This is a genomic window from Streptosporangiales bacterium (genome assembly GCA_009379825.1).
Classification (GTDB): Bacteria; Actinomycetota; Actinomycetes; order Streptosporangiales; family WHST01; genus WHST01.
Window position 1 is genome coordinate 1 of sequence record WHTA01000041.1, and the last position, 23,834, is coordinate 23,834.

Genomic DNA, 23,834 nt, shown 5'->3' on the forward strand with positions numbered 1-23,834 from the left:
CCGACCACCCGCAGGAGAGGACATGCCGCTGACACCCGCGGACGTGCGTAACAAGCAGTTCAATACCACGCGCCTCCGCCCCGGATACGACGAGGAAGAGGTGGACTCTTTCCTCGACGAGGTCGAGGCGGAACTCGATCGACTCATCACGGAGAACGACGAGCTACGCCGTCGCCTCGCTGAAGTTACTGGCGACCAGTCCTACCTGTCGGGTCCGCTCACCCAACAACAAGGTGCAGCGGCTTACCAGCAGGGTCAGCGTCAAGGGGGACAACACAGCCAGGTAGGCAGCAACGGCGCCGGCCCCGGCGTCGAGCACGCCTCGACCAACGGTCAGCCTGGGCACGTCCCCGAGCCGATCCAGCAGGTGCCGCAGCCGCGGGGGGGACCGGACCAGCAGGGACCAGGACCGCAGCACAACCCGCAGCACGGCGGCGCGCCGATGCAGCAGGCGCCGGTCGAGGCGCCTTACCCGGTCGCCGAGGCCGTGCAGCCCGCCCCGGAGGAGGTGCCGGCGGTCGCGAGCAACGACAGCTACTCGGCCGTGGCCGGCACGCACGCTGCTGCTCCCGGCACGAACAGCCTGGCCAGCGGCCTGATGGCGGCCGCCGGCGGCGGCCAGGTGCCGGACTCGGCAGCGCGACTGCTCGCCCTGGCGCAGCAGGTGCACGACGAGCACGTGGCGACCGCACAGCAGAAGACGGACGAGGTGCTGCGCAAGGCGCGGGCGGAGGCCGACAAGATCGTGTCCGACGCACGTCGCCGGGCCGAGGACCTCGACCGCGACTCGCAGGAGAAGCACCGGGCTGCGATGGGCTCGCTCATCACCGAGCGGGAGAAGCTCGAGCAGCGCATCGAGGTGCTTCGTACCTTCGAGCGGGAGTACCGCAGCCGGCTGAAGTCGTACCTGACCGGGGAGCTGGAGAAGCTGGAGAAGACCGCTTCGCACGCTCCGCCGCGGATGGGCGAGTAACCGGAAAGATCGGACGAGCCGACGTCGAGGGGTCTCGTGGTGCGCGTCAGTGCTGCGCAGGACCCTGGACGCGGGATCTCGTCGTGCACTGAGCCAACGGTGGCAGCGGCAGGAGTCGGGGCATGATCGCGATCAGCGGCGTACTCGTGATCGTCGCGATCGGCCTGCTCGTCACCGGGGTGCTGTTGACGTCGGACATCTATCTGTGGTTCATCGTCGCCTCCATCGTGGTGAGCCTGGCCTCGGCCGTCTGTCTGGTGGTCGGTGTGTTCATCGGCCGAGGCCACGGTCCCACCCGGGGGCGTGCGGCGAAGGGCTCGAGCAAGGCGGCGAGCAGCAAGGAGAAACGCAAGGGCAGCGGTAAGTCGGCGGCGAAGCGGCCGGCGGGTGCGAAGAAGGCGGAGGCGCCGGCCGCGGCGGACGAGTCCGGCGAGGTGGTCGTCGTGCCCGGCCGGTTGCGGTACCATCTGGCGTCCTGTCGCCAGGTGGCCGGCCGCGAGACCGAGGCGAGGACCGTAGGGGAGGCCCGCGGCGAGGGCTACGCGGCCTGCACCGCCTGCCGCCCGGACTCGGTGCTCGCCGCCCGCGCCGAAGCCGCCGAGTCGGCATCCGACGACGCGGAAGCGGACGCCGACACCGAACCGGCCGAGGACGACTCGGCCGCCGAACCCGCCGCGGAGGACGACGACGGGGAACCGGTAGCGGTCGCGACCACGCGCGTGCTGGTCGTCGAGGGCCAGCGCCGTTACCACCTGGCCACCTGCCAGGTGATCGAAGACGCCAAGGAAGACGCCGCCGAGACGACCGAGCACACGGTCACCGAAGCCCGCGAAGACGGCCTAACCCCCTGCACCGTCTGCGGCGCACCCACCGAGGACTGACCCACCCGTCTGTCAGAGCTTGCGTAGCCAGGTGGTCAGGCCGAGCGTCTCGTCACGGTTGTGGTGGCCGTCGGGGGCGGAGCCGTCGTGTTCGGTGCTGGTTTCGGCCAGCACCTCCTGCGCTACGGCCGTCGCGGCGTTGCGCAGGGCTTGCTGGAGGTCGGCGTCGTCCGCCTGCCAGACGAGGGCGATCCGGTCCGAGACCTCGAAGCCCGCAGCCTTCCGCGCCTCCTGGATCGCCCGTACCGACTCGCGCACGAGCCCGGCGCGGCGTAGCTGCGGGGTGATCTCCAGGTCGAGCGCGACCGTGCAGCCGTGCTCGCTGGCGACGGCCCAGCCGGCCCGCGGTGCCTCGGTGACGATCAGGTCGTCGACGTCGAGCTGAACCTGCTCGCCGTCGACCGGTACGGTCGCCGCGCCGGAGCGGGACGCCGCCACCAAGCCGGCCGGGTCCGCGGCGCTGATCGCGTAAGCGACCCGCGGGGTCTGCTTGCCGAACCGTCGGCCGAGCGTACGGAAGTTCGGCTTGACGAGGTAATCCACCAGCTCCGCCTGCTGGTCGCCGAGGCTCTGCACCTCGGCGACGTTGAGCTCCGCGGCGACCTCCGCCCGCAGCGGCTCCGGCAGGTCGGCCCATCCCGGCCCGCTGACCAGCGCCCGGCCGAGCGGCTGCCTGGTACGTACCCCGGAGCTGGACCGGGTCGACCGGCCGAGCTCGACCAGCCGCCGGACCAGCGCCATCTGCGCGGACAGCTGCTCGTCGACGAGCTCCTGCCGCGGTGCCGGCCAGCTCGCCAGGTGGACGGAGTCCGCCGCGTCGGTACGGTCTCCGCGCAGCGCCTCCCACACCTGGTCGGTGATGAACGGCACGAACGGCGCGAGCAGCCGGGTGACCGTCTCCACGCACTCGTACAGCGTCGCGAACGCCGAGGCGCACTCCGGGCTGCTGAAGCCCTGCCAGAACCGCCGACGGGAACGGCGCACGTACCAGTTGGAGAGGTCGTCGACGAACTCGGTCAGCCGCCGGCCCGCCCGCACCGAGTCGAACTCGGCCAGCGCGGCCGTCACCTCGTCGACGGTGCGGTACAGCTCGCTGAGCGCCCACCGGTCGAGTAGCGGCCGGTCGGCCGGCGCCGACGCGTCCGCCGCGAGCTCGGGCGTCCAGGCCCGGCCGTCCGGTCCGTCCGCGGCGGCGTTCGCGTACAGCACGAGGAACGAGGCGGTGTTCCAGTACGTGAGCAGCACCCGCCGCACCACGTCGTCGATCAGCTCGTGCCCGACCCGCCGGGTCGACCAGGGGTTGCCGACGCACAGCATTAGCCAGCGCAGCCCGTCCGCGCCGTGCTGCTCCATCAGCGTCATCGGGTCGAGGACGTTGCCGAGGTGCTTGCTCATCTTCCGGCCCTCGGCGTCCACGATGTGCCCGAGGCAGAGCACGGTCTGGTACGACGACTTGTCGAACACCAGCGTGCCGACCGCCATCAGGCTGTAGAACCAGCCGCGGGTCTGGTCGATGGCCTCGCAGATGTAGTTCGCCGGGTACGTGCGGTCGAGGTCGGTGTCGCTGCCCGGCAGGTGCGGGTAGCCCCACTGGGCGAACGCCATCGAGCCGGAGTCGTACCACGCGTCGATCACCTGCGGCACCCGCGTGGCCGTCTCGCCGCACTGCGGGCAGGCGAACGTGACCTCGTCGATGTACGGCCGGTGCGGGTCCAGGTCGGTGAGGTCGCGGCCGACCAGCTCGCCCAGCTCGGCCCTGGACGCGACGCAGGTGAGGTGCTCGCCCCGGCAGGTCCAGATCGGCAGCGGGGTGCCCCAGTACCTGTCCCGCGACAGCGCCCAGTCGACGTTGTTGCGCAGCCACTCGCCGTACCTGCCGTGCTTGATGCTGTCCGGGTGCCAGTCGGTCAGCTCGTTCTCGGCGAGCAGTCGGTCCTTGACGGCCGTGGTGCGGATGTACCAGGCGGGCAGCGCGTAGTAGATCAGCGCCGTGTGGCAGCGCCAGCAGTGCGGGTACGAGTGGTCGTACGGCTCCTCCTTGAACAGCGCGCCGGCCTCGCGCAGCGCCTGCAGCAAGGTGGCGTCGGCCTCCTTGAAGTACATGCCACCGACGAGCGGCACGTGGGGCAGGAACCTGGCGGTCAGGTCGATCGGGTTGACCACGGGGATCCCGTACGCCCGGCAGAGCGCGAAGTCGTCGGCGCCGAACGACGGCGAGCAGTGCACCAGGCCGGTGGTGCCCTCCTCGGCGGTGACGAAGTCACCGACCGCGACGAAGTGCGCGTTCGGCACCTCGAACAGGTCGAGCGGCCTGCGGTACGCGCTGCGCTCCAGCTCCGCGCCGGTGTACGTCTCCACGACCTCCCAGTCCTCGCCGAGCAGGCTGGGCACGAGCGACTCTGCGACCAGCACCGGGCGCTGGCCGGTGTCCGCCTTGGGACGGGCAACCGCGTAGCTCAGCTCCGGGTCCACCGCGACCAGGGCGTTGCTCACCAGCGTCCACGGCGTGGTGGTCCAGATCAGCAGGTCGACGGCGTCCGCGCCGTGCCTGTCGGCGACCGGGCCGGACAGCAGCGGGAACCGCACGGTGATCCCGGGGTCGGTGACCTGCTGGTAGACGCCTGGCTGGCCGAGCTCGTGGTCCGACAGCCCGGTGCCGCAGCGCGGGCAGTACGGCGTGATGCGGAAGTCCTTCTCCAGCAGCCCCCGGTCGAAGATCTGCTTCAGCGACCACCAGACGCTCTCCACGTACGAGACGTCCATCGTGCGGTACGGGTCGGACAGGTCCGTCCAGTACGCCATCCTGGTGGTCAGCTGCTCCCACGAGTCCACGTGCCGCAGCACGGACTCCCGGCACTTCGCGTTGAACTCGGCGATGCCGTACCGCTCGATGTCCGGCTTGCCGGAGAAGCCGAGCTCCCGCTCCACGGCGATCTCGACCGGTAGCCCGTGGCAGTCCCAGCCGGCCTTCCTCGGGACGTGGTAGCCCTGCATGGTCTTGAACCGCGGGTACAGGTCCTTGAACGCGCGCGCTTCCACGTGGTGGACGCCGGGCAGGCCGTTGGCGGTCGGCGGGCCCTCGTTGAACACCCACCGCGTCCCGTCCGCGGTCTGCTCGAGCGACCGCTCGAAGATCCGCCGCTTCTCCCACCGCTCGAGCACCTCGTGCTCGATTGCGGGCAGGTCGACCTGTGTCGGCAGCGGGCGGAAGTGCTGCGTTCCCATCGAGGTGGCCTCCGGGACGTCGTACGTGGGCGGATCAGTACGAAGGGACGACGTGCCCGGTTCGGCCCGGGTGCCGCGGTACCACCCTTCTTGATCCACGACCGGGGCCGGGATCCACCTCAATTCTGGCGCCGGTTCTACTCTGGACCTACCGAAATGTCCGATAGTTTCGTTTCTTCCGGCTGCTCCGGAGTGATGGTCGGCGGTGTGCTCGCCCTCGGGCTCCCACCGTCCCCGAGTCGCTCTGGGCTGCCTGCACCGGACCTTGTCCCCATCGATGCAGGTGACAGGGTAGCGCGCGGAGCAGGCGGCCGGACACCCGGTTTCCGGTCCACCGGGCCGTTGGGCGTGCAGATCCCGTCGATCGGCCGTTCGGCGCGGTACATTGTCGCAACCTTGTCGGCCACTTACCATGCGGCCAGCGCAGGGCGCCTGTGTGTGTGGTACGAGCCAGGGTGGAGGGGACCTGCATGGCGCGGAAGAACACGAAGGCCGCGACGTCAACCAAGTCAGGCGGCCGGACGGCGGCGAGCGCGCGCTCATCGGCCGCCTCGACCGGCGTCTCCGCCAAACCAGCTGCCGCGAAACAGGCAGCCGCGAAGAAGGCCGCTCCACCTGCGAAGAAGGCGGCGGCGAAGAAGGCTGCGCCGCCTGCGAAGAAGGCTGCGGCGAAGAAGCAGGCACCGGCCAAGAAGGCGGCGGCGAAGAAGGCCGCTCCACCTGCGAAGAAGGCGGCGGCGAAGAAGGCGGCGCCGCCTGCGAAGAAGGCTGCGGCGAAGAAGCAGGCACCGGCCAAGAAGATCGCTGCCAAGCAGGCGCCGGCCAAGAGGACTGCTGCCAAGGAGGCGCCGGCGAAGAAGGCGGCTCCGGCCAAGGCGACGGCGAAGAAGGCTGCGCCGCCTGCGAAGAAGGCGGCGGCCAAGAAGGCGCAAGCGAAGAAGGCGCAAGCGAAGAAGGCGGCGGCCAAGAAGGCGCAAGCGAAGAAGAAGGCGCCAGCGAAGAAGCAGGCGCCAGCCAAGAAGACCGCGGCGAAGAAGGCCGCACCCGCCAAGAAGGCGATGGCCGCGGCCAAGGCGGCGCCGGCCGAGCCGGCCGCTGAGAAGGCGGCGCCCGCGAAGAAGGCGCCGGCCAAGAAGGCGGGCCCGGCGCCGGATCGGGTGTCGGGGTTCTCCGCCGCGGAGTTGGCTGAGATCCGGCGGCGGTTGGCGGCGGAGAGCGAGGCGCTGACCGGTGAGGTCAGCAAGGCCGAGTCCGAGCTTGCCGACCGGTTGCGGGATGGTGGCGACAGCGTCGGGGAGGACCAGGCGGACCAGGGCAGCAAGGCGTCCGAGCGGGAGCACGAGATCTCGCTGGCGAACAATGCGCGCGACCTGATCGCGCAGAACGAGCGGGCCATCCAGCGCATCGACGTCGGGGAGTACGGGGTCTGCGAGAGCTGCGGCGGCCCGATCGGCAAGGAGCGGCTGCGGGTGTTCCCGCGCGCCACGTTGTGTGTCGCCTGCAAGCAGCGCGAGGAGCGCCGGTAGCCTGGAGGCCGAGCGTGGGCGGCGACTGTTGCCGGCGACGTCTTGCACGCGCAGACACGACCTGGCCGCGAGCCGCCGCCGCGGCGGAACCTGGGAGCGGGCCACATCGGGCCGCAGCGTGGAGGTCGAGCTGACTGCTGAGGAGACGCCGGGACGTGGAGCCGGCCACAGCAGGCCGCAGCGTGGAGGTCGAGCTGACTGCTGAGGAGACGCCGGGACGTGGAGCCGGCCGGAGCGTGGAGGTCGAGCTGACTGCTGAGGAAGCGCCGGGGGCGCAACGTCCGCGGCGTACCGCCGTACTTGCGATCGTGGCGGTCGTCGCGTACGGGATCGACCTGCTGACCAAGGTGATCGTGGTCGCCGAGCTGGAAGGCGCCCCGAGCATCGAGCTGCTCGGCGGGCTGCTGACGCTGCGCGTGATCAGGAACCCGGGCGCCGCGTTCGGCATCGCCGGTGGCTTCACCATCGTGCTTTCGCTGATCATGGCCGCGGTCATCGTCGTGATCGTGCGCGCCGCGCGGCGGCTGCGCAGCCTCGGCTGGGCGGTGGCGCTCGGGCTGATCCTCGGCGGTGCGCTCGGCAACCTCACCGACCGGCTGCTACGCGCGCCCGGCCCGCTCGCCGGCCACGTGGTCGACTGGATCGAGGTGCCGTACTGGCCGGTCTTCAACCTCGCCGACTCCGCCATCGTGTGCGGTGGCCTGCTGGCCGTCGTCCTCGCGTTCCGCGGCATCGGCCTGGACGGGCACCGGGCGACGAAGCGCACCGACGAGCAACTCGCTGCCGACTCCGGCGAGGGCGGCCGTGAGTGACCGCCGTACCCTTCCGGTGCCCGACGGGCTGACCGGGGAGCGCGTCGACACCGCGCTGGCGCGGATGTTCGGGCTGTCGCGCACCGCGGCGGCCGAGCTGGTCACCGAGGGTCGGGTGTTCGTGGACGGCGCGGACGTCAGCAAGTCGACGAGGGTCAGCGGCGGGCAGTGGCTGGACGTCGAGCTGCCGCCACCACCGACGCCCGTACGTACGGCTCCTGAGCCGGTGCCCGGCATGCGCATCATCCACGACGACGAGGACATCCTCGTGCTCGACAAGCCGATCGGGGTCGCCGTGCACGCGGCGCCCGGCTGGACCGGCCCCACCGTCGTTGGTGGTCTCGCCGCGGCCGGTTACCAGCTGACGCTGGCCGGCGCGGCCGAGCGGCAGGGCATCGTGCACCGGCTGGACGCCGGCACCAGCGGCGTGATGGTCGTCGCGCGGTCGGAACGGGCGTACGTTGCGCTGAAGCGCGCGTTCCGCGACCGCACCGTCGACAAGACGTACCACGCGCTCGTGCAGGGCCATCCCGACCCGCTCCGCGGCACGGTCGACGCACCCCTCGACCGGCACCCGAAGGAGGAGTACAAGTGGGCGGTCGTCGCGGACGGTAAGCCGAGCGTGACGCACTACGAGACGCTCGAGGCGTTCCGTTACGCGACGCTGCTCGAGGTGGTGCTCGAGACCGGCAGGACGCACCAGATCCGCGTGCACATGGCCGCCATCAAGCACCCGTGCGTCGGCGACCTGATGTACGGCGCCGACCCGGTGCTGGGGGAGCGGCTGGGGCTGCGCAGGCAGTGGCTGCACGCCGTCCAGCTGGGGTTCGTCCACCCCGGCTCGGGCAAGCAGGTGGAGTTCGAGAGCACGTACCCCGACGACCTGAAGCACGCGCTCGAGCTGGTGGCCGCCGAGTCCTGAGCACCACCGTCTCGGTCGCTGAGACACGCGCTTCCTCGTTCTGGGACCGGTCCGCTAAGCTGGCGTCGTGGCCAAGGTGTATTTCGCGTTTACCGAGCCGGTTCGACCCGGCGCGGTCACGTGAGCATGCGCTGACCCGCGAACGGCCGAACCGGCAGAAGCCAGAGGGCGCTCCTCTGGCTTTCTTCATGAGATCGGTCGGTTTCGCCATGGTGGGCCACGGAACCGGCCCCGGTAACGAGGAGGGACCGTGACCCACGAGGTTCGTATAGGAGATGTCCGGGTAGGCGCTGGCGCCGTGCCCGTGTTCGCGGGCGCAGGCACCGGGGCGACGGTGACCGTCGTCAGCCTGCGCCGCCACCACGGCACGCGCCCGGCGGCCGAGGAGCTGCGCCGCACCAGGGCGCACGTGACCGGGCCGCTGTTGGTCGAGCCGTTCTCCGCGCGCGACCTGCCGGCCATCGCGGCGCACGCCGACGGTGTGCTCGTCGGCGCCGGGTGGATGCAGGACTTCCAGCTGCTGCGGGCGATCGGCCGGTTGCGGATGCCGGTACTCCTACAGCGCGGCACGTACGCCACCTCGGACGAGTGGCTCGCCGCCGCCGAGTACTGCACGGCCGAGGACGACGACCAGGTCATGCTCTGCGAGGGCGGCAGCCGCAGCAGCACCGTGGACCACCTGGTGGTCGACCTGCGGCTGGTCAGCCAGACCCGGGCGAAGACGTCCAGGCCGGTGGTGGTGGACGTGAGCAGCGACCCGCAGCTCGCCGCGGCCGCCGTCGCCGCCGGCGCGGACGGGCTGTTCCTCGGCGAGAGCGTGGACGCGGCCACCGTGGCGCGGATCACCGAGCAGGCGACCGTGCTCGCGCCGCTGCTCCGCGACGAGGAGCCGACCAACCTGGTTGACGGCCGCGCGGCCATCGACCGCGCGGACGCCGCGATCGCCACCGTGCTCGAGCACCGGGCGAAGGTCGCGGCGGCGATCCAGCGGATCAAGCCGGTCGGCGGCCGCGCCGGGCGCGACATGACGAGGGAGCGCGCGATCGTCGAGGCGATGGCGAGGCGCGCGCCGCGGCTGGGATCTGACCGGCTGGCGCCGGTCGTGCAGGCAATGATCCTCGCCGGTCTGGACGCGGCCGCGGACGAGGAGGAGCACGCCGCCGAGGACGTCGCCCAGCCGTAGGCGCGGAATGCAACCGTCGTACACCCCCTTTTGGTCCGCATCCCGGATAGCCGCCAGGCAACAATCGGGTGGCACCCGCGCACTTCCTCTTGCGAAGCGGGGGAAAGTCCGCGAGGTTAAGTGCGTGTCTCGACGCACCACGTGCGATATCCCATGTGGCGGGACGTCGGGTTCGGCACCTACGACGATGTGGGAGCAGCAATGGTCGGTAAGCGACTGCTCGGCGCATTCGGTGCGCTGGCACTTGGGTTGTCTCTGACGGGCTGCGGTCTGGCCGAAGAAGGTGGTGGGGGCGGCGACAAGGTCGTCCTGCGGCTGTCGCACCAGTGGCCGGCAGTGAACAAGAAGGGCGAGGGCGACTTCCGCTCCGTCATCGCGCAACGCTTCGCCGACGACGTGAAGAAGCGCACCGACGGCGAGGTCGTGGTCAAGATCCACGCGGCGAACTCGCTGATCGAGGACCCGATCCAGCAGTACACGGCCATCAACAAGGGCACCGCCGACATGTCCGTCTACCCGCTCGACTACGCGGCGGGTGACGTGCCGGCGTTCAGCGTCACGCTGATGCCGGCCATGGTCCGCAACCACGAGCAGGCGCGGAAGTGGCAGAACGCGCAGATCGGCAAGGAAGTCGAGAAGCTCACCGAGGACAACGGCATCAAGGTCCTCACCTGGATCTGGAACGCCGGCGCGATCGGCAGCCGGAGCGCGGAGCCGATCGTCGCGCCTGACGACGTGAAGAAGGGCAACGTCACCAGGGCGGCCGGGCCGCGGATCGAGCAGATGCTGAAGAGCGTCGGGTTCGGCCTGTCGAGCATGCCGTCCTCGGAGATCTACAACGGCATGCAGACCGGCGTCCTGGACAGTGCGATCACCTCTACCTCGTCGTTCGGTTCCTACCGGCTGCATGAGCAGGTCAAGTCGTTCACTACGCCGACCGGTGGCAACACGTTCTGGTTCATGTTCGAGCCGCTCATCATCGGTACGGAGCAGTTCGACGAGCTGACCAAGGAACAGCAGCAGGCCGTGGAGAAGGCGGGCGCGAACCTGCAGCAGTACGCGTACGAGGCGTCCGAGAAGGACGACACGCGGGTCGAGCAGCAGTTCAAGAAGGCCGGCGTGAAGGTCGTGCCGATGGACGACGCGTCGTACGAGAAGTGGCGGGAGAAGTCCGAGCCGGTCTGGGACGACTTCGCCAAGGAGGTCGAAGGCGGCCAGCGGCTCATCGACGAGGCGAAGAAGGTCGCCGACGAAGGCTAGGGTGCTGCGCGTTGAGCGAATCCGGGCAGCGACGCCGAGCGTGGCCGCTGCGCGTCGTGGAGCGACTGTCGGAGCTGGCCGGCTACACGAGCGCGGTCTTCATCCTCGCCGCGGTGCTCGTCGTCTGCTACGGCGTGCTGTTGCGCTACTTCATCGGCGCGTCGACCGTCTGGCAGACCGAGCTCTCCATCTACCTGCTGATCTACGCCGCATTCGTCGGTGCGGCTTACGGCCTGAAGCACGGTGACCACGTCGCGATGGAGATCGTCGCGTCGCGGTTCTCCGGGCGCGCCCGCGACGTGATCAGGCTGGTGGTCGGGGTGCTCGGCCTCGGCCTTGCGGTGGTCATCCTCGTGGTGGCGTGGGGGTTCTGGTGGGAGGTCGTGGAGAGCGGCCGGCGGTCGGGCACGGCGTGGAACCCGCCGCTCGCGGTGCCGTACGCGATCCTGCCGCTCGGCATGTTGCTGGTCTCGCTGCAGTACCTGGTGATCCTCACGGACACCGTCGGGCGGCTCGGGAAGGGTAACCGGGCCGACGGGGCGGAGGCCGGCCGGTGAGTGTCGTCCTGATCGCGCTCATCGTCGGCGCCGTGCTGCTCGTGCTGCTGGTGCTCGGGGTGCCGGTCGCGTTCGCCCTCGGGCTCACCGCGGTGATCTCCATCGCGCTCTTCCTCACCGGCGACGAGTTCGGCTACCTGGCCGACCTGACGTTCGAGTCGCTGAACAGCTTCTCGCTGCTCGCCATCCCGCTGTTCGTCCTGATGGGTGCGATCTTCGGGCAGTCGAAGGCGAGCCGCGACCTGCTCGAGGCGGCGCACGCCTGGATCGGCCGGGTGCGCGGCGGTCTCGGCATCAGCTCGGTGCTCTCCTGCGCCGCGTTCGCCGCGCTGACCGGGTCGAGCCCGGCGACGTCCGCGGCGATCGGCCGGATCGCGATCCCCGAGATGGTGCGGCGCGGCTACCCGAACGGGGTGGCGACGGGCGCGATCGTCGCCGGCGGCACCCTCGGCATCCTGATCCCGCCCAGCGTGACCCTGATCCTGTACGGCGTCGCCACCGAGACCTCCGTCGGGCGGCTGTTCCTCGCCGGCGTCGGGCCCGGCCTGCTGGTCACGGCGTTATTCTGCGTCTGGATCGTGGTGGCGCTCGGGCTGTCGCGCGGGCGTACGACGCCCGCCGCCGCCACACCCACCGGCTCGGCGGGGGAGCTGCCCGCAGTGACCGAGGTCGAGGCGTACGCGTGGCGGCGCAGGTTCGGGCTGCTGACCAAGACGCTGCCGTTCATCCTGCTGATCGCTGGCGTGCTGTTCGTGCTCTACGCGGGGGTGGCGACGCCGAGCGAGGCGGCCGCCATGGGGTGCCTGTTCGCCGTCGTGCTGGTTGCCGTGATCTACCGCTCCGTGACCGTGCGCAGCCTGCTCCAGGCGGCCCTGGAGACGACCCGCACGAGCACGATGATCCTGATGATCGTGGCGTTCTCCGCCGTGCTCGGGCAGGTGCTGAGCTTCCTCGGCATCCCGCAGGAGCTGGCCGCCGTGGTCGCAGACCTGGAGGTGAACAAGTGGGTCATCTTCCTGGCGATGAACCTGCTGTTCCTCGTGCTCGGCCTGTTCATCCCACCGGTGGCCATCATCCTCATCACCATGCCGGTGCTGTTCCCGATCATCACCGAGCTGGGCTTCGACCCGGTCTGGTTCGGCGTGGTGATGACGCTGAACATGGAGATGGGGCTGATCACACCGCCGGTTGGCCTGAACCTCTACGTCGTGCAGGGCATCGCACCCGAGATCCCGGCCAGGGACGTGCTGACCGGGGCGCTGCCTTACGTGGCGGTACTTGCGGTGGGCATCGTGCTGCTCGTCGTGTTCCCCGACATCGTCACCTGGTTGCCCAACCAGATCCACGGCGGCTGACCGCCGCCGGCCCGGTCGCGGCGGCGGGTCCTCCCGGCCGGTGTCGGCACCGGCTACTAAGCTCGTCCGTGGCGAGTACGACCCGCTTCGGCAGCGTCGTACGGCACGTCGGGAGGCAGCCCCAACCCGCCCGTCGCGTGCGTCGATGCCTGCCGCCTCCTTCCCCGCGGAGGCTCGCCGCCAGGATGTTCGCCACGAGGTGCCAGGAGGGCAAGTGAGCGGGTCGGCAGGTGGCGACAGCTTCGTCCATCTCCACGTGCACACCGAGTACTCGATGCTCGACGGGGCCGCGCGGCTGCCCGACCTGTTCGCCGAGGCGAAGCGCATGGAGATGCCGGCGCTCGCGATGACCGACCACGGCAACGTGTTCGGTGCCTACGAGTTCTTCCACGGCGCGACCCAGGCCGGCGTCAAACCGATCGTCGGCATCGAGGCGTACGTCGCGCCCGGCAGCAGGTACCAGAAGACCAGGGTGCGCTGGGCCGAGGGCGGCGAGGACGACATCTCCGGCGGCGGCGCGTACACCCACATGACGATGCTGGCCGAGAACCTCGACGGCCTGTACAACCTGTTCCGGCTGGCCTCGCGGGCCAGCCTGGAGGGCTACTACTACAAGCCGCGGATGGACAAGGAGCTGCTCGCCGAGTACGGCAGCGGCATCATCGCCACCACCGGGTGTCCGAGCAGCGAGATCCAGACGCTGCTGCGGCAGGGCAACTACGAGGGCGCGAAGCGGTCCGCCGGCGAGTTCAGGGAGATCTTCGGTGCGGAGAACTTCTACTGCGAGCTGATGGACCACGGGCTGCCGATCGAGCAGCGCGCGCAGAAGGACCTGATCCGGCTGGCCCGCGAGCTCGACCTGCCGTTCGTCGCGACCAACGACCTGCACTACACGCACGCCGACGACGCGAAGACGCACGAGGCGCTGTTGTGTGTCCAGTCGGGCAAGACCCTCGCCGACCCGACCAGGTTCAAGTTCGACGCGCAGGACTTCTACCTGAAGTCGCCGGCGGAGATGCGCAACCTGTGGCGGGAGATCCCCGAGGCGTGCGACAACACGCTGGTCATCGCCGAGCGCTGCGGCGGCTACGAGCCGGCGTTCTCGCACCGCGACCTGATGCCGCGCTCGCCGGTGCCCGAGGGGGAGACCGAGGCGTCCTGGCTGCGGGTCCAGGTCTGGGAGGGGCTGGGCCACCGGTTCCCCGCCGGCATCCCGAGCACGTACGAGGAGCGGGCCGAGTACGAGCTCGGCATCGTGAACCAGATGGGCTTCCCCGGCTACTTCCTCGTGGTGGCCGACCTGGTCAACCACGCGATGGAGAGCGGCATCAGGGTCGGGCCCGGCCGGGGGTCAGCGGCCGGCGCGGTGATCGCCTGGGCACTCGGCATCACCGACCTCGACCCGATCGAGCACGGGCTGCTGTTCGAGCGCTTCCTGAACCCGGAGCGGGTGTCCATGCCGGACATCGACCTGGACTTCGACGAGCGCAGGCGCGGCGACATGATCCGCTACGCCACGGAGAAGTACGGCGAAGACCGGGTCTCGCAGATCGTCACCTACGGCACCATCAAGGCCAAGCAGGCCGTGAAGGACTCGTCCAGGGTGCTCGGCCACCCGTTCTCCATGGGCGACCGCATCACCAAGGCGATGCCGCCCGCGGTGATGGGCAAGGACATCCCGCTGTCCGGCATCTTCGACGCGGAGCACCCGCGGTACGCGGAGGCCCAGGAGTTCCGGCAGCTGTACGAGGCCGAGGCCGAGGTGCGCAGCGTCGTCGACACCGCGCGCGGGCTCGAGGGCCTGAAGCGGCAGTGGGGCGTGCACGCGGCCGGCGTGATCCTGTCCAGCGAGCGGCTGCTCGACGTCATCCCCATCCAGCGCCGCGAGCAGGACGGCGCCATCATCACCCAGTTCGACATGGGCGCCTGCGAGTCGCTCGGCCTGTTGAAGATGGACTTCCTCGGGCTGCGCAACCTCACCGTCCTCGACGACTGCGTCCGGCACATCTCGGGGAACAAGGACACCCAGTTCAGCCTGGACAACGTGCCGCTCGACGACAAGGCGACGTTCGAGCTGCTCGCCAGGAGCGACACGCTCGGTGTGTTCCAGCTGGACGGCGGGCCGATGCGGTCGCTGCTGCGGTCGATGCGGCCGACCAGGTTCGAGGACATCACCGCGGTCGGCGCGCTGTACCGGCCGGGCCCGATGGGCGCCAACGCGCACAACGACTACGCGGACAGGAAGAACGGGCGCAAGCCCGTCGTGCCGCTGCACGCGGAGCTCGAGGAACCGCTCGCCGAGATCCTCGGCGAGACGTACGGCCTGATCGTCTACCAAGAGCAGGTCATGGCCATCGCGCAGAAGGTCGCTGGCTACACGCTGGGCAAAGCGGATCTGCTCCGGCGGGCGATGGGCAAGAAGAAGAAGGAGATCCTCGACAAGGAGTACGTCGGCTTCGAGGCCGGCATGAAGGCCAACGGCTACTCCAAGGACGCCATCGACACGCTCTGGGAGATCCTGCTCCCGTTCGCCGGCTACGCGTTCAACAAGTCGCACGCGGCCGCGTACGCGCTGGTGTCGTACTGGACCGCGTACCTGAAGGCGAACTACCCCGCGGAGTACATGTCCGGGCTGCTCACCAGCGTCCGCGACGACAAGGACAAGTCCGCGGTCTACCTGCACGAGTGCCGCCGGATGGGGGTGAAGGTACTCCCGCCGGACGTGAACGAGTCCGAGGCCGACTTCGCCCCCCGCGGCACGGACATCAGGTTCGGGCTCGCTGCGATCCGCAACGTCGGCAACAACGTGGTGAGCGAGATCATCGCTGCGCGCCAGTCGCAGGGCAGGTTCGAGAGCTTCCAGGACTTCCTCCGCAAGGTGCCGGCCCAGGTCTGCAACAAGCGGGTCATCGAGTCGCTGGTCAAGGCCGGGGCGTTCGACTCGCTCGGGCACACCAGGCGTGGCCTGCACGAGGTGCACGAGCGCGCGGTCGACGCGGTCATCGAGGTCAAGCGCAACGAGGCCATCGGCCAGGACTCGCTGTTCGGCGGCGGCACCGAGGACGCCGTCGACTTCACCCTGCAGCTGAACATCTCGCCGGAGGAGTGGGACAAGCCCGGGCTGCTCGCGTACGAGCGGGAGATGCTCGGCCTGTACGTCTCCGACCACCCGCTGTTCGGGCTGGAGCACGTCCTCGCGTCGGTCGCGGACTGCTCGATGGCCTCGCTCGTCGACGACAGCCACGCCAACGGCGCGATGGTGACTTGCGCCGGCCTGGTGACCGGGCTGACCAGACGGATCACCAAGCAGGGCGCGCCGTGGGCGGTCGCGCAGCTGGAGGACCTGGAAGGCTCCGTCGAGGTGCTGTTCTTCCCGCAGACCTACCAGCAGTACGGCACGCTGCTGGCCGAGGACGCGGTGATCGCGGTCAAGGGGCGGCTGGACAAGCGCGAGGACGCCCCGCGGCTGCGCGCGCAGGACGTGACCGTCCCCGACCTGGGTGAGCCGCAGGCCGGTCCGGTCGTGCTCACCCTGCCGGTCGCGCGCTGCACCCCGCCGGTGGTGGACCGGTTGAAGAACGTGCTCGGCACCCACCCGGGCGTCACCGAGGTGCGGCTGCACCTCTCCGGCGGCCACGGGGAGAAGGTCGTCCGGCTGGACGACAGGTTCCGGGTCACCCCGTCGTCGGCGCTGATGGGCGACCTGAAGCAGCTGCTCGGCGCCGGCGCCGTCAGCTTCGGCTAGCCGCCGCCAGATGCCCGCGCCGGAGGCGGCCGCCGCATCCGCCGGCGCCCGCTCGGACCGTTAGGCTGTGGGTCCGATGACGTCCGCCGAGCCCTCCGCCAGCGTGCAGACCCGCACCCGTGGTTACGTGCTGCGCGGCCGCCTGTGGCCGGGCGGTGACGAGCCCGCGGTCGACGACGCGGTGGTGGTCGTCGACGTCGACGGGGTGGTGGCGGCGTACGGCCCGGCACACCTGGTGGACCTCCCCGAGGGCGCGCCGGTGGTCGAGGGCGGCTGGGTCGGTCCCGGCGTCGTCGACGCGCACGTGCACCTGGCGTTCGGCTCGGTCGAGGGGATGGTCCGCGGCGGGGTCGTCGGGATGCGCGACCTGGGCGCACCGCTGGAGGACGCCACGAGCTGGCGGGTCGGCGGGGCCGTCGGTGGGGTAGCGGTGGCCGGTCCGATCCTGACCGCGCCCGGCGGGTACCCGTCGCGGTCGTGGGGCGCCCGCGGGTTCGCGCGGTTCCTCGGCTCGCCGGCCGAGGCGCGCCGCGCCGTAGAGTCGCTCGCTGCCGCCGGCGTGGACGTGGTGAAGGTCGCGCTCGAACCGGCGGACGGCCTGCCGGTGCCACCGCTCGACGTGGTCAGCGCCGTGGTTGCGGCGGCCCACGACGAGGGTCTGGGCGTCGTCTGCCACGCGCTCACCGCGGAGCTCGTCGCGCGGGCGCTCGACGCGGGGGTGGACGAGCTCGCGCACATGCCGGTGGAGCGGTTGCCCACCCACCTGGTGGCGCAGCTGGCGCTGGCCGGCACACCGGTCGTCGGCACGCTCCACACGCTCACCGCCGCAGGCGGCGACCAGGAGCTCGGCGTGCTCGCGAACGCGCGCGCACTGGTCGGCGCGGGCGTGCCCGTGCTGTACGGCACGGATCTAGGCAACGAGGCCACGAGCACTGGGGTGGACCCGGTCGAGCTGACCCTGCTCGCGGAGGCGGGCCTGGGCGCCGAAGGCGCGCTGCGCGCCGCGGTGGAGGGCGCGGCCACCGTACACGGCCTCCGCGGCCGCTACCCGACGACGATCCGAGTAGGTCAGCCGGCCCAGGCCGTCGTGCTGGGCGCCGACCCGTTGGCACAACCCCAGGCGTGGGCGTCCCCGGTGGCCTGGGTGGTGGGCACCGAGGTGGCGCGCCCGTGACCGAGTATCCCGTCGAAGCCCCGCACCCCGCCGCCGGTCGGGTGCTGGCCGCAGGGCGAGCGCGGGAGGTCCGCACGTGACCGCGTCGCCGTCACCGCGGGCTGGCGCGGAGCGGTCCGTTCTCGCGGACCTGGGTACGGGCGCGGCGGTGGTAGTCGTGCTCGGGGTCCTCGGCGGCGCTGGCGGGTTCGTCTGGCATCTGGTGGCGCCGCGTACCGAGTACGTGGTCACCGACGGTGGGCGGCTGTTCGCCGAGCAGATACCGCAGGCGCCGATCGCTGCGGACGGCTGGTTCGCGATCATCGCGCTGGTGGCCGGTATCGCCACCGGCAGCCTGGTGCAGACCTTCTGCTACCGGCGGATGCTCGGCGCGGTGCTCGGGCTGGGGGTCGGCGCCGTGCTCGCGGCCGTGGTGATGTGGCGGGTCGGGCACTGGTTCGGCGTCGCCGACTACGCCGCCGCTGTGGCGTCCGCGTCCGACGGTACGAAGGTGCTCGCGCCGCTGGACGTGCGGGCCAAGGGCGTGCTGACGCTGTGGCCGCTGGCCGCGACGCTGACCGTCTTCCTCGGCCGGTTCATCGAGGAGGTCCAGCGGCTGCTCAGCCGGCCCAGGCCGCGGGCCGCGCCGGCGCCACCGCAGGAGCTGCCGCCGATCCGGCAGGAGGGCAACCACACGTCCTCGTACCCGTATGCGAACCCCGCCGACTCCGAGTCCTAGCGTGCGTTGCCCGGGAATGGGCGATATGTGCTGGACATTGCTGGTCATCGGTGGTTCACTGCCCAGTCCCTTGGACACCGTAATGTGAGACGAGATGAACAACGACGCTTACCTCGCTGACCTTGCCCTCGTCTCGGCCCAGCTCGGTGCGGACGCGATCCGCTCGGCGCTGCGCAACGGTGACATGGACGTCAGCACGAAGAGCAATCCCAGCGACTTCGTCACGACGGCCGACCACGCCGCCGACGCGGCCATCGTCGGCGCGCTCGCGGCCGCCCGTCCCGACGACGCCGTGCTCTCCGAGGAGTCCGGCGGCCGCGCCGGCACGTCCGGAGTGACCTGGGTGATCGACCCACTCGACGGCACGCTGAACTTCGTGCACCGCAGGGAGGACTACGCGGTGTCGGTCGGCGCGAAGCGCGGCGACGACTACGTCGCAGGCGCGCTGGTACGGCCGACGTCCGGTGCCTGGATCGCTGCCGGCGGCGGGGAGGTCCGCGCACGCGACGGCAAGCCGGCGGTGACCGGCACCACCGAGCTGAGCTCCGTGATGTTCTCGGTCGGCCTGTTCGGCGACGACGAGCTACGGGTACGGATGCTGGACGTGATCGCCGACCTGCTGCCGCACGTGCGGGACTTCCGGCGGTCCGGCTCGTCGGCGTGCGACCTGATGGCCGTCGCCCTCGGCCAGCTCGACGTCTACGTCGGGTTCGGCGTGAACGACTGGGACGTCGCCGCGGGCATCGCCGTCGTGCAGGCGGCCGGTGGGGTCGCGGAGTGGTTCGAGACGGCCAGCGGACTGCCGCTGATCGCCGCCGGCAGCCCCGCCGTGCTCGACCCGATCGCGGAGCGCGCAGCGAAGGTCTGACGCCCGGCGACCGACCCGGCGGCGTTTCGGTCTCGTGCCTCGCCGTGGGTTGGTGCCAAGCTGTTCCCCGATCGCGGTACCGCATGGTCACCGATAAGGGGTGAACAGGGATGAGTCAGGACAACTCGGGGCTGACCCGGGTACTTGGACGCTGGGACGTGGTCGTGGTCGCCTTCGGCGCCATGATCGGTTTCGGCTGGGTCGTTCGTACGGGCGAGTTCTTGGAGGGCGCGGGCACGCTCGGTGCGGTGCTGGCGTTCGTCATCGGCGGTGTGATCATCGCCCTTGTCGGTCTGACGTACGCCGAGCTGGTGGCCGCGATGCCGAAGGTGGGCGGCGAACACAACTACTCGTTACGCGCGATGGGCTCGCGGCCCGCGTTCGTCACGTCGTGGGCGCTGGTGCTCGGCTACGTCACGGTGTGCTCGTTCGAGGCGGTGGCGCTCCCGCAGACGCTGCTCTACCTGTTCCCCGACATGCTTGCCGGCCGGATGTGGAGCGTCGCGGAGTTCGACGTCTACGGCACCTGGGTCGTGGTCGGTGTGGCCGGTGCGATCGTGATGACCGTGCTGAACTACGTCGGGGTGCGCCCGGCCGCCACCTTCCAGGCCATCGCGGTGGTGATCCTCGCGATCGTCGGCCTCGGCCTGGTGACCGGATCGTTCGTCGGTGGCGAGGCCGGGCACATGGAGCCGTGGTTCACCGGGGGAGCGGCGGGTGTGATCGGAGTGCTCGTCGCCACCCCGTTCTTCTTCGTCGGGTTCGACGTGATCCCGCAGTCCGCCGAGGAGATCAACGTGCCGCCGAAGAAGATCGGGCAGCTGTTGATCGTGTCGGTCCTGCTGGCCGTCGCGTGGTACGCGATGATCTGGCTGACGGTGAGCTCGTCGATGTCCGCTGGCGACCTCGCGTCCGCGGACCTGGCGTCCGCGGACGGCATGGCGGCCCTGTGGGACAGCCAGCTGATGGGGCACGTCCTGGTGATCGGCGGCATCGCCGGCATCCTGACGAGCTGGAACGGGTTCCTCATCGGCGCGAGCCGGTTGGTGTTCGCGATGGCGAACTCGGGCATGCTGCCGCGCTGGTTCGCCCGGGTACACCCGAGGTTCCGCACACCGAGCAACGCGATCCTGTTCATCGGTGGCCTGTCGATGATCTCGCCGCTCTTCGGCGAGGCGACGCTTGGCTGGCTGATCAACGCCGGCGGCCTGAACATCGTGGTGGCGTTCTTCATGGTGGCGGTGTCGTTCGTCGTACTGCGGGTGCGCGAACCCGAGATGCCGCGGCCGTTCCGGCTGCGCGGTGGCAAGCCGGTGGGCGTCGTCGCCGCGTTGCTCGCGGTCGGCCTCGGCGTGCTGTACATGCCGGGCATGCCGGCAGCGCTGGTCTGGCCGTACGAGTGGATCATCGTCGGCGTGTGGTGGGTGCTCGGCATCGTGTTCGTGCTCCGCGTGCCGTCCGTGCGCGGTGGTCCGGACGCCGAGGAACGCCTGCTCGCCAGCCGCAGCTGACGCCCCGCGCGTCACGTCACGTGGGACGGAACGCGCGGAGCTGGTCGCCGGCCACGAGGTAGAGCCAGCCGTCCGCAACCACCGGATGCTGGCCGAAACCGGACCGGTCGATCCGGTACGTCCACACCTTCTCGCCGCTTTCGGCACGGTACGCCGACAGCTGCCGGTCGGAGCCGGACGACGCGGTCAGGTACACCAGCCCGCCGGCCACGACCGGGTCGGTCAGGTCGGCGTCCTCTGGCACCGGTGCGCGCCAGCTCACCTCGCCGGTGGACAGGTCGCGTGCGGTCAGCGCGTCGGCGTGCCGCTCGGCCAGGTACGCGTGGCTGTCGTCGGCGGCCATGGCCCGTGCGGTGGCGTAGTGCGACGTGGCGACGTCCCACTCGGTGGCGCCGTCGGTGCTGGACAGCGAGTGCAGGCGATGCGTGACGACGCCCTTGTCCTCCATCGCCACCACGGAGCCGTCCACCGCGGCACGTGGCTGCAGCGCCTTGTCGGCGCGCCAGCGCACCTCGCCGCTGTCGAGCGCGACGGCGAGCGTCGCGTCGGCGGGGCTGGTCTCGTCCCACGGCTGCAGGAAGACCTGGCCGTGCCCGTCGACGAGCGTGGACCGCTCGGTGAGCGTGTGGCCCTCCTTCGTCCAGGCGACGCTGCCGTTGCCGCGGAAGGCGAGCGTGCGCTTCGCCGTGTAGTCCCTGTTGGTCCCGGAGACCGCCACCCGGCCGTCGCCGACCGCGAGGGTGTCGAGCTGGATGTCGTCGACCGTGTGCGTCCAGCGCGCGCGCCCGTCACTGGTCAGCGCGGTGAGCCTGCTCGGCGTCTGCAGGCTGCCGGACGCCACGTAGAGCGCGCCGTCCTGCCACGCCAGCTCGGGCACGGAGTCGACGTGGTGCGTCCAGAGCTTCCTGCCGCCGTCGGCGGAGTACGCGGTGACGCCGTCGTCGTGCGGCAGGTAGATCGTGCCGTCCACGACGAGTGGGTCGCCCAGGGCAGTGGTGCCGGTGGTGACCCGGAACTGTTCCTTCAGGTCTGCGACGGTGTCCGCGGTGATCGCCGTCTCGTGCTCGTTCCAGTACCGGTTGCTCTGGCTGCCGCCGTCGGACGTCCAGTCGCCGGCAGCGGTGGCGGCGGACGCCGGCGCGCCGAGCGCGAGTGTCAGGCCGGTCGCCGCGGCGATGGCTGCGATACGCATCGAAATCGATTCCTCCCCCGGTGTGCGCGGACAGCGTAGCGGTCGTGCGTCGACCGTTGGGGGATGGACGCGGCGAGGAGCCGGTCGGTTGAGCGGCTACCGCGCGCCGTGTTCGCGTCGGGCGGCGACCGGTGCGTACGTCCCTGCGGTGAGGTGGAGCAGGTCGGCGGGGGCGAGCTCGATGTCCAGCCCGCGACGGCCCGCCGAGACGTACACGGTGGCGAACTCCGCGGCGGACTCGTCCACGTAGGTCGGCAGCCGGCGCTTCTGCCCGAGCGGGCTGATGCCGCCGACCACGTAGCCGGTGGCGCGCTCGGCGTCCTTGCTGTCGGCGAGCGTGGCCTTCTTCCCGCCCGCGGCGGCGGCGAGCGCCTTCAGGTCGAGCGCCGTGGACACCGGCACCACGGCGACCGACAGGGTGCCGTCGACGGTCGCGAGGAGGGTCTTGAACACCTGGTCGGCGGGCACGCCGAGCGCAGCGGCCGCCTCCTCCCCGTACGAGACGCCGCTGCGTGGGTCGTGGTCGTACGTGTGCAGTGTGTAGGCCACCTTCGCGCGCTTCGCCGCGACCGTGGCCGGCGTACCTGTGCCACTCATCGTGCTCAGCATAGGGGTGCCTAGACTTGACCTCGTGATCCGACAGCTGGACCTGCGCACCAGGCCGGCCCGCGACGTACGCACCGAGGTGCCGCGGGCCGAGCTGGACGTCGACGCGGCGCTCGACGCCGTGCGGCCGGTGTGCGCCGACGTCCGGCAGCGCGGCCGCGCGGGCGTGCTCGACGCCACCGAGCGGTTCGACGGCGTGCGGCTGGCCGCCGCCCGGGTGCCGGCCGAGGCGCTGGAGAAGGCGCTCGTCGACCTCGACGGCGAGGTGCGCGCGGCGCTCGAGGAGGCGATCCGCCGCTCGCGGATCGTGCACCGGGCCCAGCTGCCGTCCGATGTCACCACCGAGGTGGCGCCAGGCGGCACCGTCACCGAGCGCTGGGTGCCGGTCGGCCGGGTCGGGCTGTACGCGCCTGCCGGGCTCGCCCCACTGCCGTCGAGCGTCCTGATGAACGCGGTGCCGGCCCAGGTCGCCGGCGTCGAGTCGATCGCCGTCGCGTCGCCGCCGCAGCGCGACACCGGGCTGCCCGACCCCACCGTCCTCGCCACCTGCGCACTGCTCGGGATCACGGAGTTCTACGCCGTAGGCGGCGCCCAGGCGATCGCCATGTTCGGCTACGGCACGGACGAGTGCGAACCGGTCGACTTCGTCGCCGGGCCGGGCAACCCCTACGTCACGGCGGCCAAGCGGCACCTGAAGGGCGTGATCGGCACCGACGCCGAGGCCGGCCCGAGCGAGGTGCTGGTACTCGCCGACGACAGCGCCGACCCGCGCTACGTGGCGGTCGACCTGATGGCCCAGGCCGAGCACGCGGAGACGTCCGCGGTCGTGCTCGTCACCGACTCCGCGCAGCTGTGCGACGCGGTACGCGCGGAGCTGGCCGAGCGGGTGCCTGCGACGCCGAAACGCGCGGTGGTGGAGCGCTCGCTCGCCGACCAGTCCGCGTTGGTGCTCGTGCGCGACCTGGAGCAGGGCCTCGCCGTCACCGACGCGTGGGCGGCGGAGCACGTCGAGGTGCTCACCCGCGACGCACGTGCGGTCGCGGCGCGGATCAGCAACGCCGGAGCGATCTTCGTCGGTGCGTACTCACCGGTGCCGCTCGGCGACTACCTGGCCGGCTCGAACCACGTGCTGCCGACCGGCGGCACGGCGAGGCACACCGCCGGGCTGTCCGTGCAGTCGTTCCTGCGCGGCATCCACGTCGTGGAGTACAGCGAGCATGCCCTCGCCGAGGTCGCGGACCATATCGACGCGCTCGGCACCGCGGAGACACTGCATGCTCACGTGGCCGCCGTGCGCGAACGCTCAGCCCGGTGACCCGACGTCCC

18 protein-coding genes are annotated in these 23,834 nt (G+C 70.9%); 15 read left to right on the forward strand and 3 right to left on the reverse strand.

Annotation, left to right across the window (positions count from 1 at the left end):
• The first annotated feature begins 22 nt into the window (after positions 1-22).
• Together GEV07_18765 and GEV07_18770 are read left to right on the forward strand one after the other, a co-directional pair.
• Entirely contained in the window at positions 23-973 is a 951-nt protein-coding gene (locus tag GEV07_18765; GenBank protein MQA04666.1) for a DivIVA domain-containing protein, read from the forward strand.
• Between the two features lie 122 nt (positions 974-1,095).
• Positions 1,096-1,854, forward strand: coding sequence for a hypothetical protein (locus GEV07_18770; protein ID MQA04667.1), 759 nt, complete (start codon positions 1,096-1,098; stop codon positions 1,852-1,854).
• Between the two features lie 12 nt (positions 1,855-1,866).
• On the opposite strand, the gene GEV07_18775 is transcribed toward GEV07_18770, so the two are convergent.
• Entirely contained in the window at positions 1,867-5,079 is a 3,213-nt protein-coding gene (locus GEV07_18775; GenBank protein ID MQA04668.1) for an isoleucine--tRNA ligase, read from the reverse strand.
• A gap of 470 nt (positions 5,080-5,549) precedes the next feature.
• Here GEV07_18775 and GEV07_18780 point away from each other — a divergent pair, with 470 nt between their 5' ends.
• The 12 genes from GEV07_18780 to GEV07_18835 all read left to right on the forward strand — a co-directional run bounded on the left by GEV07_18780 (position 5,550) and on the right by GEV07_18835 (position 20,710).
• A complete protein-coding gene (locus tag GEV07_18780) occupies positions 5,550-6,605 on the forward strand; it encodes a hypothetical protein (protein MQA04669.1) in 1,056 nt (351 codons plus the stop codon).
• A 134-nt stretch (positions 6,606-6,739) separates the two neighbouring features.
• Positions 6,740-7,417: a signal peptidase II gene (locus GEV07_18785; GenBank protein ID MQA04670.1), complete on the forward strand. Its 678-nt coding sequence runs from the start codon at positions 6,740-6,742 to the stop codon at positions 7,415-7,417.
• Complete coding sequence (locus GEV07_18790; protein MQA04671.1) at positions 7,410-8,339, forward strand: RluA family pseudouridine synthase; 930 nt, start codon at positions 7,410-7,412, stop codon at positions 8,337-8,339. The genes GEV07_18785 and GEV07_18790 overlap by 8 nt, the downstream gene beginning before the upstream one ends.
• 334 nt (positions 8,340-8,673) lie before the next feature.
• Positions 8,674-9,522, forward strand: coding sequence for a 3-deoxy-D-arabinoheptulosonate-7-phosphate synthase (locus tag GEV07_18795; GenBank protein ID MQA04672.1), 849 nt, complete (start codon positions 8,674-8,676; stop codon positions 9,520-9,522).
• A gap of 153 nt (positions 9,523-9,675) precedes the next feature.
• A complete protein-coding gene (locus GEV07_18800; GenBank protein MQA04673.1) occupies positions 9,676-10,782 on the forward strand; it encodes a C4-dicarboxylate ABC transporter substrate-binding protein in 1,107 nt (368 codons plus the stop codon).
• Complete coding sequence (locus GEV07_18805) at positions 10,680-11,339, forward strand: TRAP transporter small permease subunit (GenBank protein MQA04674.1); 660 nt, start codon at positions 10,680-10,682, stop codon at positions 11,337-11,339. Before GEV07_18800 ends, GEV07_18805 begins: the two co-directional genes overlap by 103 nt.
• A complete protein-coding gene (locus GEV07_18810; GenBank protein ID MQA04675.1) occupies positions 11,336-12,694 on the forward strand; it encodes a TRAP transporter large permease subunit in 1,359 nt (452 codons plus the stop codon). Before GEV07_18805 ends, GEV07_18810 begins: the two co-directional genes overlap by 4 nt.
• A 145-nt stretch (positions 12,695-12,839) precedes the next feature.
• Entirely contained in the window at positions 12,840-16,439 is a 3,600-nt protein-coding gene (dnaE, locus tag GEV07_18815; protein MQA04676.1) for a DNA polymerase III subunit alpha, read from the forward strand.
• A gap of 76 nt (positions 16,440-16,515) precedes the next feature.
• Positions 16,516-17,613, forward strand: a complete 1,098-nt coding sequence (locus tag GEV07_18820; GenBank protein ID MQA04677.1) for an amidohydrolase family protein — start codon at positions 16,516-16,518, stop codon at positions 17,611-17,613.
• A 76-nt stretch (positions 17,614-17,689) separates the two neighbouring features.
• Positions 17,690-18,331: a hypothetical protein gene (locus GEV07_18825; GenBank protein ID MQA04678.1), complete on the forward strand. Its 642-nt coding sequence runs from the start codon at positions 17,690-17,692 to the stop codon at positions 18,329-18,331.
• A 94-nt stretch (positions 18,332-18,425) separates the two neighbouring features.
• Positions 18,426-19,199 carry an inositol monophosphatase family protein gene (locus tag GEV07_18830; protein MQA04679.1) on the forward strand — a complete coding sequence of 258 codons (774 nt, stop codon included), beginning with the start codon at positions 18,426-18,428 and terminating at the stop codon, positions 19,197-19,199.
• 110 nt (positions 19,200-19,309) lie between these two features.
• Positions 19,310-20,710, forward strand: a complete 1,401-nt coding sequence (locus GEV07_18835; protein MQA04680.1) for an amino acid permease — start codon at positions 19,310-19,312, stop codon at positions 20,708-20,710.
• 16 nt (positions 20,711-20,726) lie between these two features.
• Here the strand turns inward: GEV07_18835 and GEV07_18840 are convergent, their stop codons facing one another.
• The gene (locus GEV07_18840) at positions 20,727-21,902 is read right to left on the reverse strand and encodes a PQQ-binding-like beta-propeller repeat protein (GenBank protein MQA04681.1); all 1,176 of its coding nucleotides are present in this window, start codon (positions 21,900-21,902) and stop codon (positions 20,727-20,729) included.
• Between the two features lie 96 nt (positions 21,903-21,998).
• A complete protein-coding gene (gene ybaK, locus GEV07_18845; GenBank protein MQA04682.1) occupies positions 21,999-22,499 on the reverse strand; it encodes a Cys-tRNA(Pro) deacylase in 501 nt (166 codons plus the stop codon).
• 34 nt (positions 22,500-22,533) lie between these two features.
• On the opposite strand from ybaK, the gene hisD reads away from it, so the two are divergent.
• Entirely contained in the window at positions 22,534-23,823 is a 1,290-nt protein-coding gene (hisD, locus tag GEV07_18850) for a histidinol dehydrogenase (GenBank protein MQA04683.1), read from the forward strand.
• Positions 23,824-23,834: the final 11 nt, after the last annotated feature.

Bases quoted from the DNA above. Each gene is read 5' to 3' on its own strand.
- GEV07_18765 (MQA04666.1), top strand. From the start codon at position 23: ATGCCGCTGACACCCGCGGACGTGCGTAACAAGCAGTTCAATACCACG.
- GEV07_18770 (MQA04667.1), top strand. From the start codon at position 1,096: ATGATCGCGATCAGCGGCGTACTCGTGATCGTCGCGATCGGCCTGCTC.
- GEV07_18775 (MQA04668.1), bottom strand. From the start codon at position 5,079: ATGGGAACGCAGCACTTCCGCCCGCTGCCGACACAGGTCGACCTGCCC.
- GEV07_18780 (MQA04669.1), top strand. From the start codon at position 5,550: ATGGCGCGGAAGAACACGAAGGCCGCGACGTCAACCAAGTCAGGCGGC.
- GEV07_18800 (MQA04673.1), top strand. From the start codon at position 9,676: ATGTGGCGGGACGTCGGGTTCGGCACCTACGACGATGTGGGAGCAGCA.
- dnaE (MQA04676.1), top strand. From the start codon at position 12,840: ATGCCTGCCGCCTCCTTCCCCGCGGAGGCTCGCCGCCAGGATGTTCGC.
- GEV07_18820 (MQA04677.1), top strand. From the start codon at position 16,516: ATGACGTCCGCCGAGCCCTCCGCCAGCGTGCAGACCCGCACCCGTGGT.
- GEV07_18830 (MQA04679.1), top strand. From the start codon at position 18,426: ATGAACAACGACGCTTACCTCGCTGACCTTGCCCTCGTCTCGGCCCAG.
- GEV07_18835 (MQA04680.1), top strand. From the start codon at position 19,310: ATGAGTCAGGACAACTCGGGGCTGACCCGGGTACTTGGACGCTGGGAC.
- GEV07_18840 (MQA04681.1), bottom strand. From the start codon at position 21,902: ATGCGTATCGCAGCCATCGCCGCGGCGACCGGCCTGACACTCGCGCTC.
- ybaK (MQA04682.1), bottom strand. From the start codon at position 22,499: ATGAGTGGCACAGGTACGCCGGCCACGGTCGCGGCGAAGCGCGCGAAG.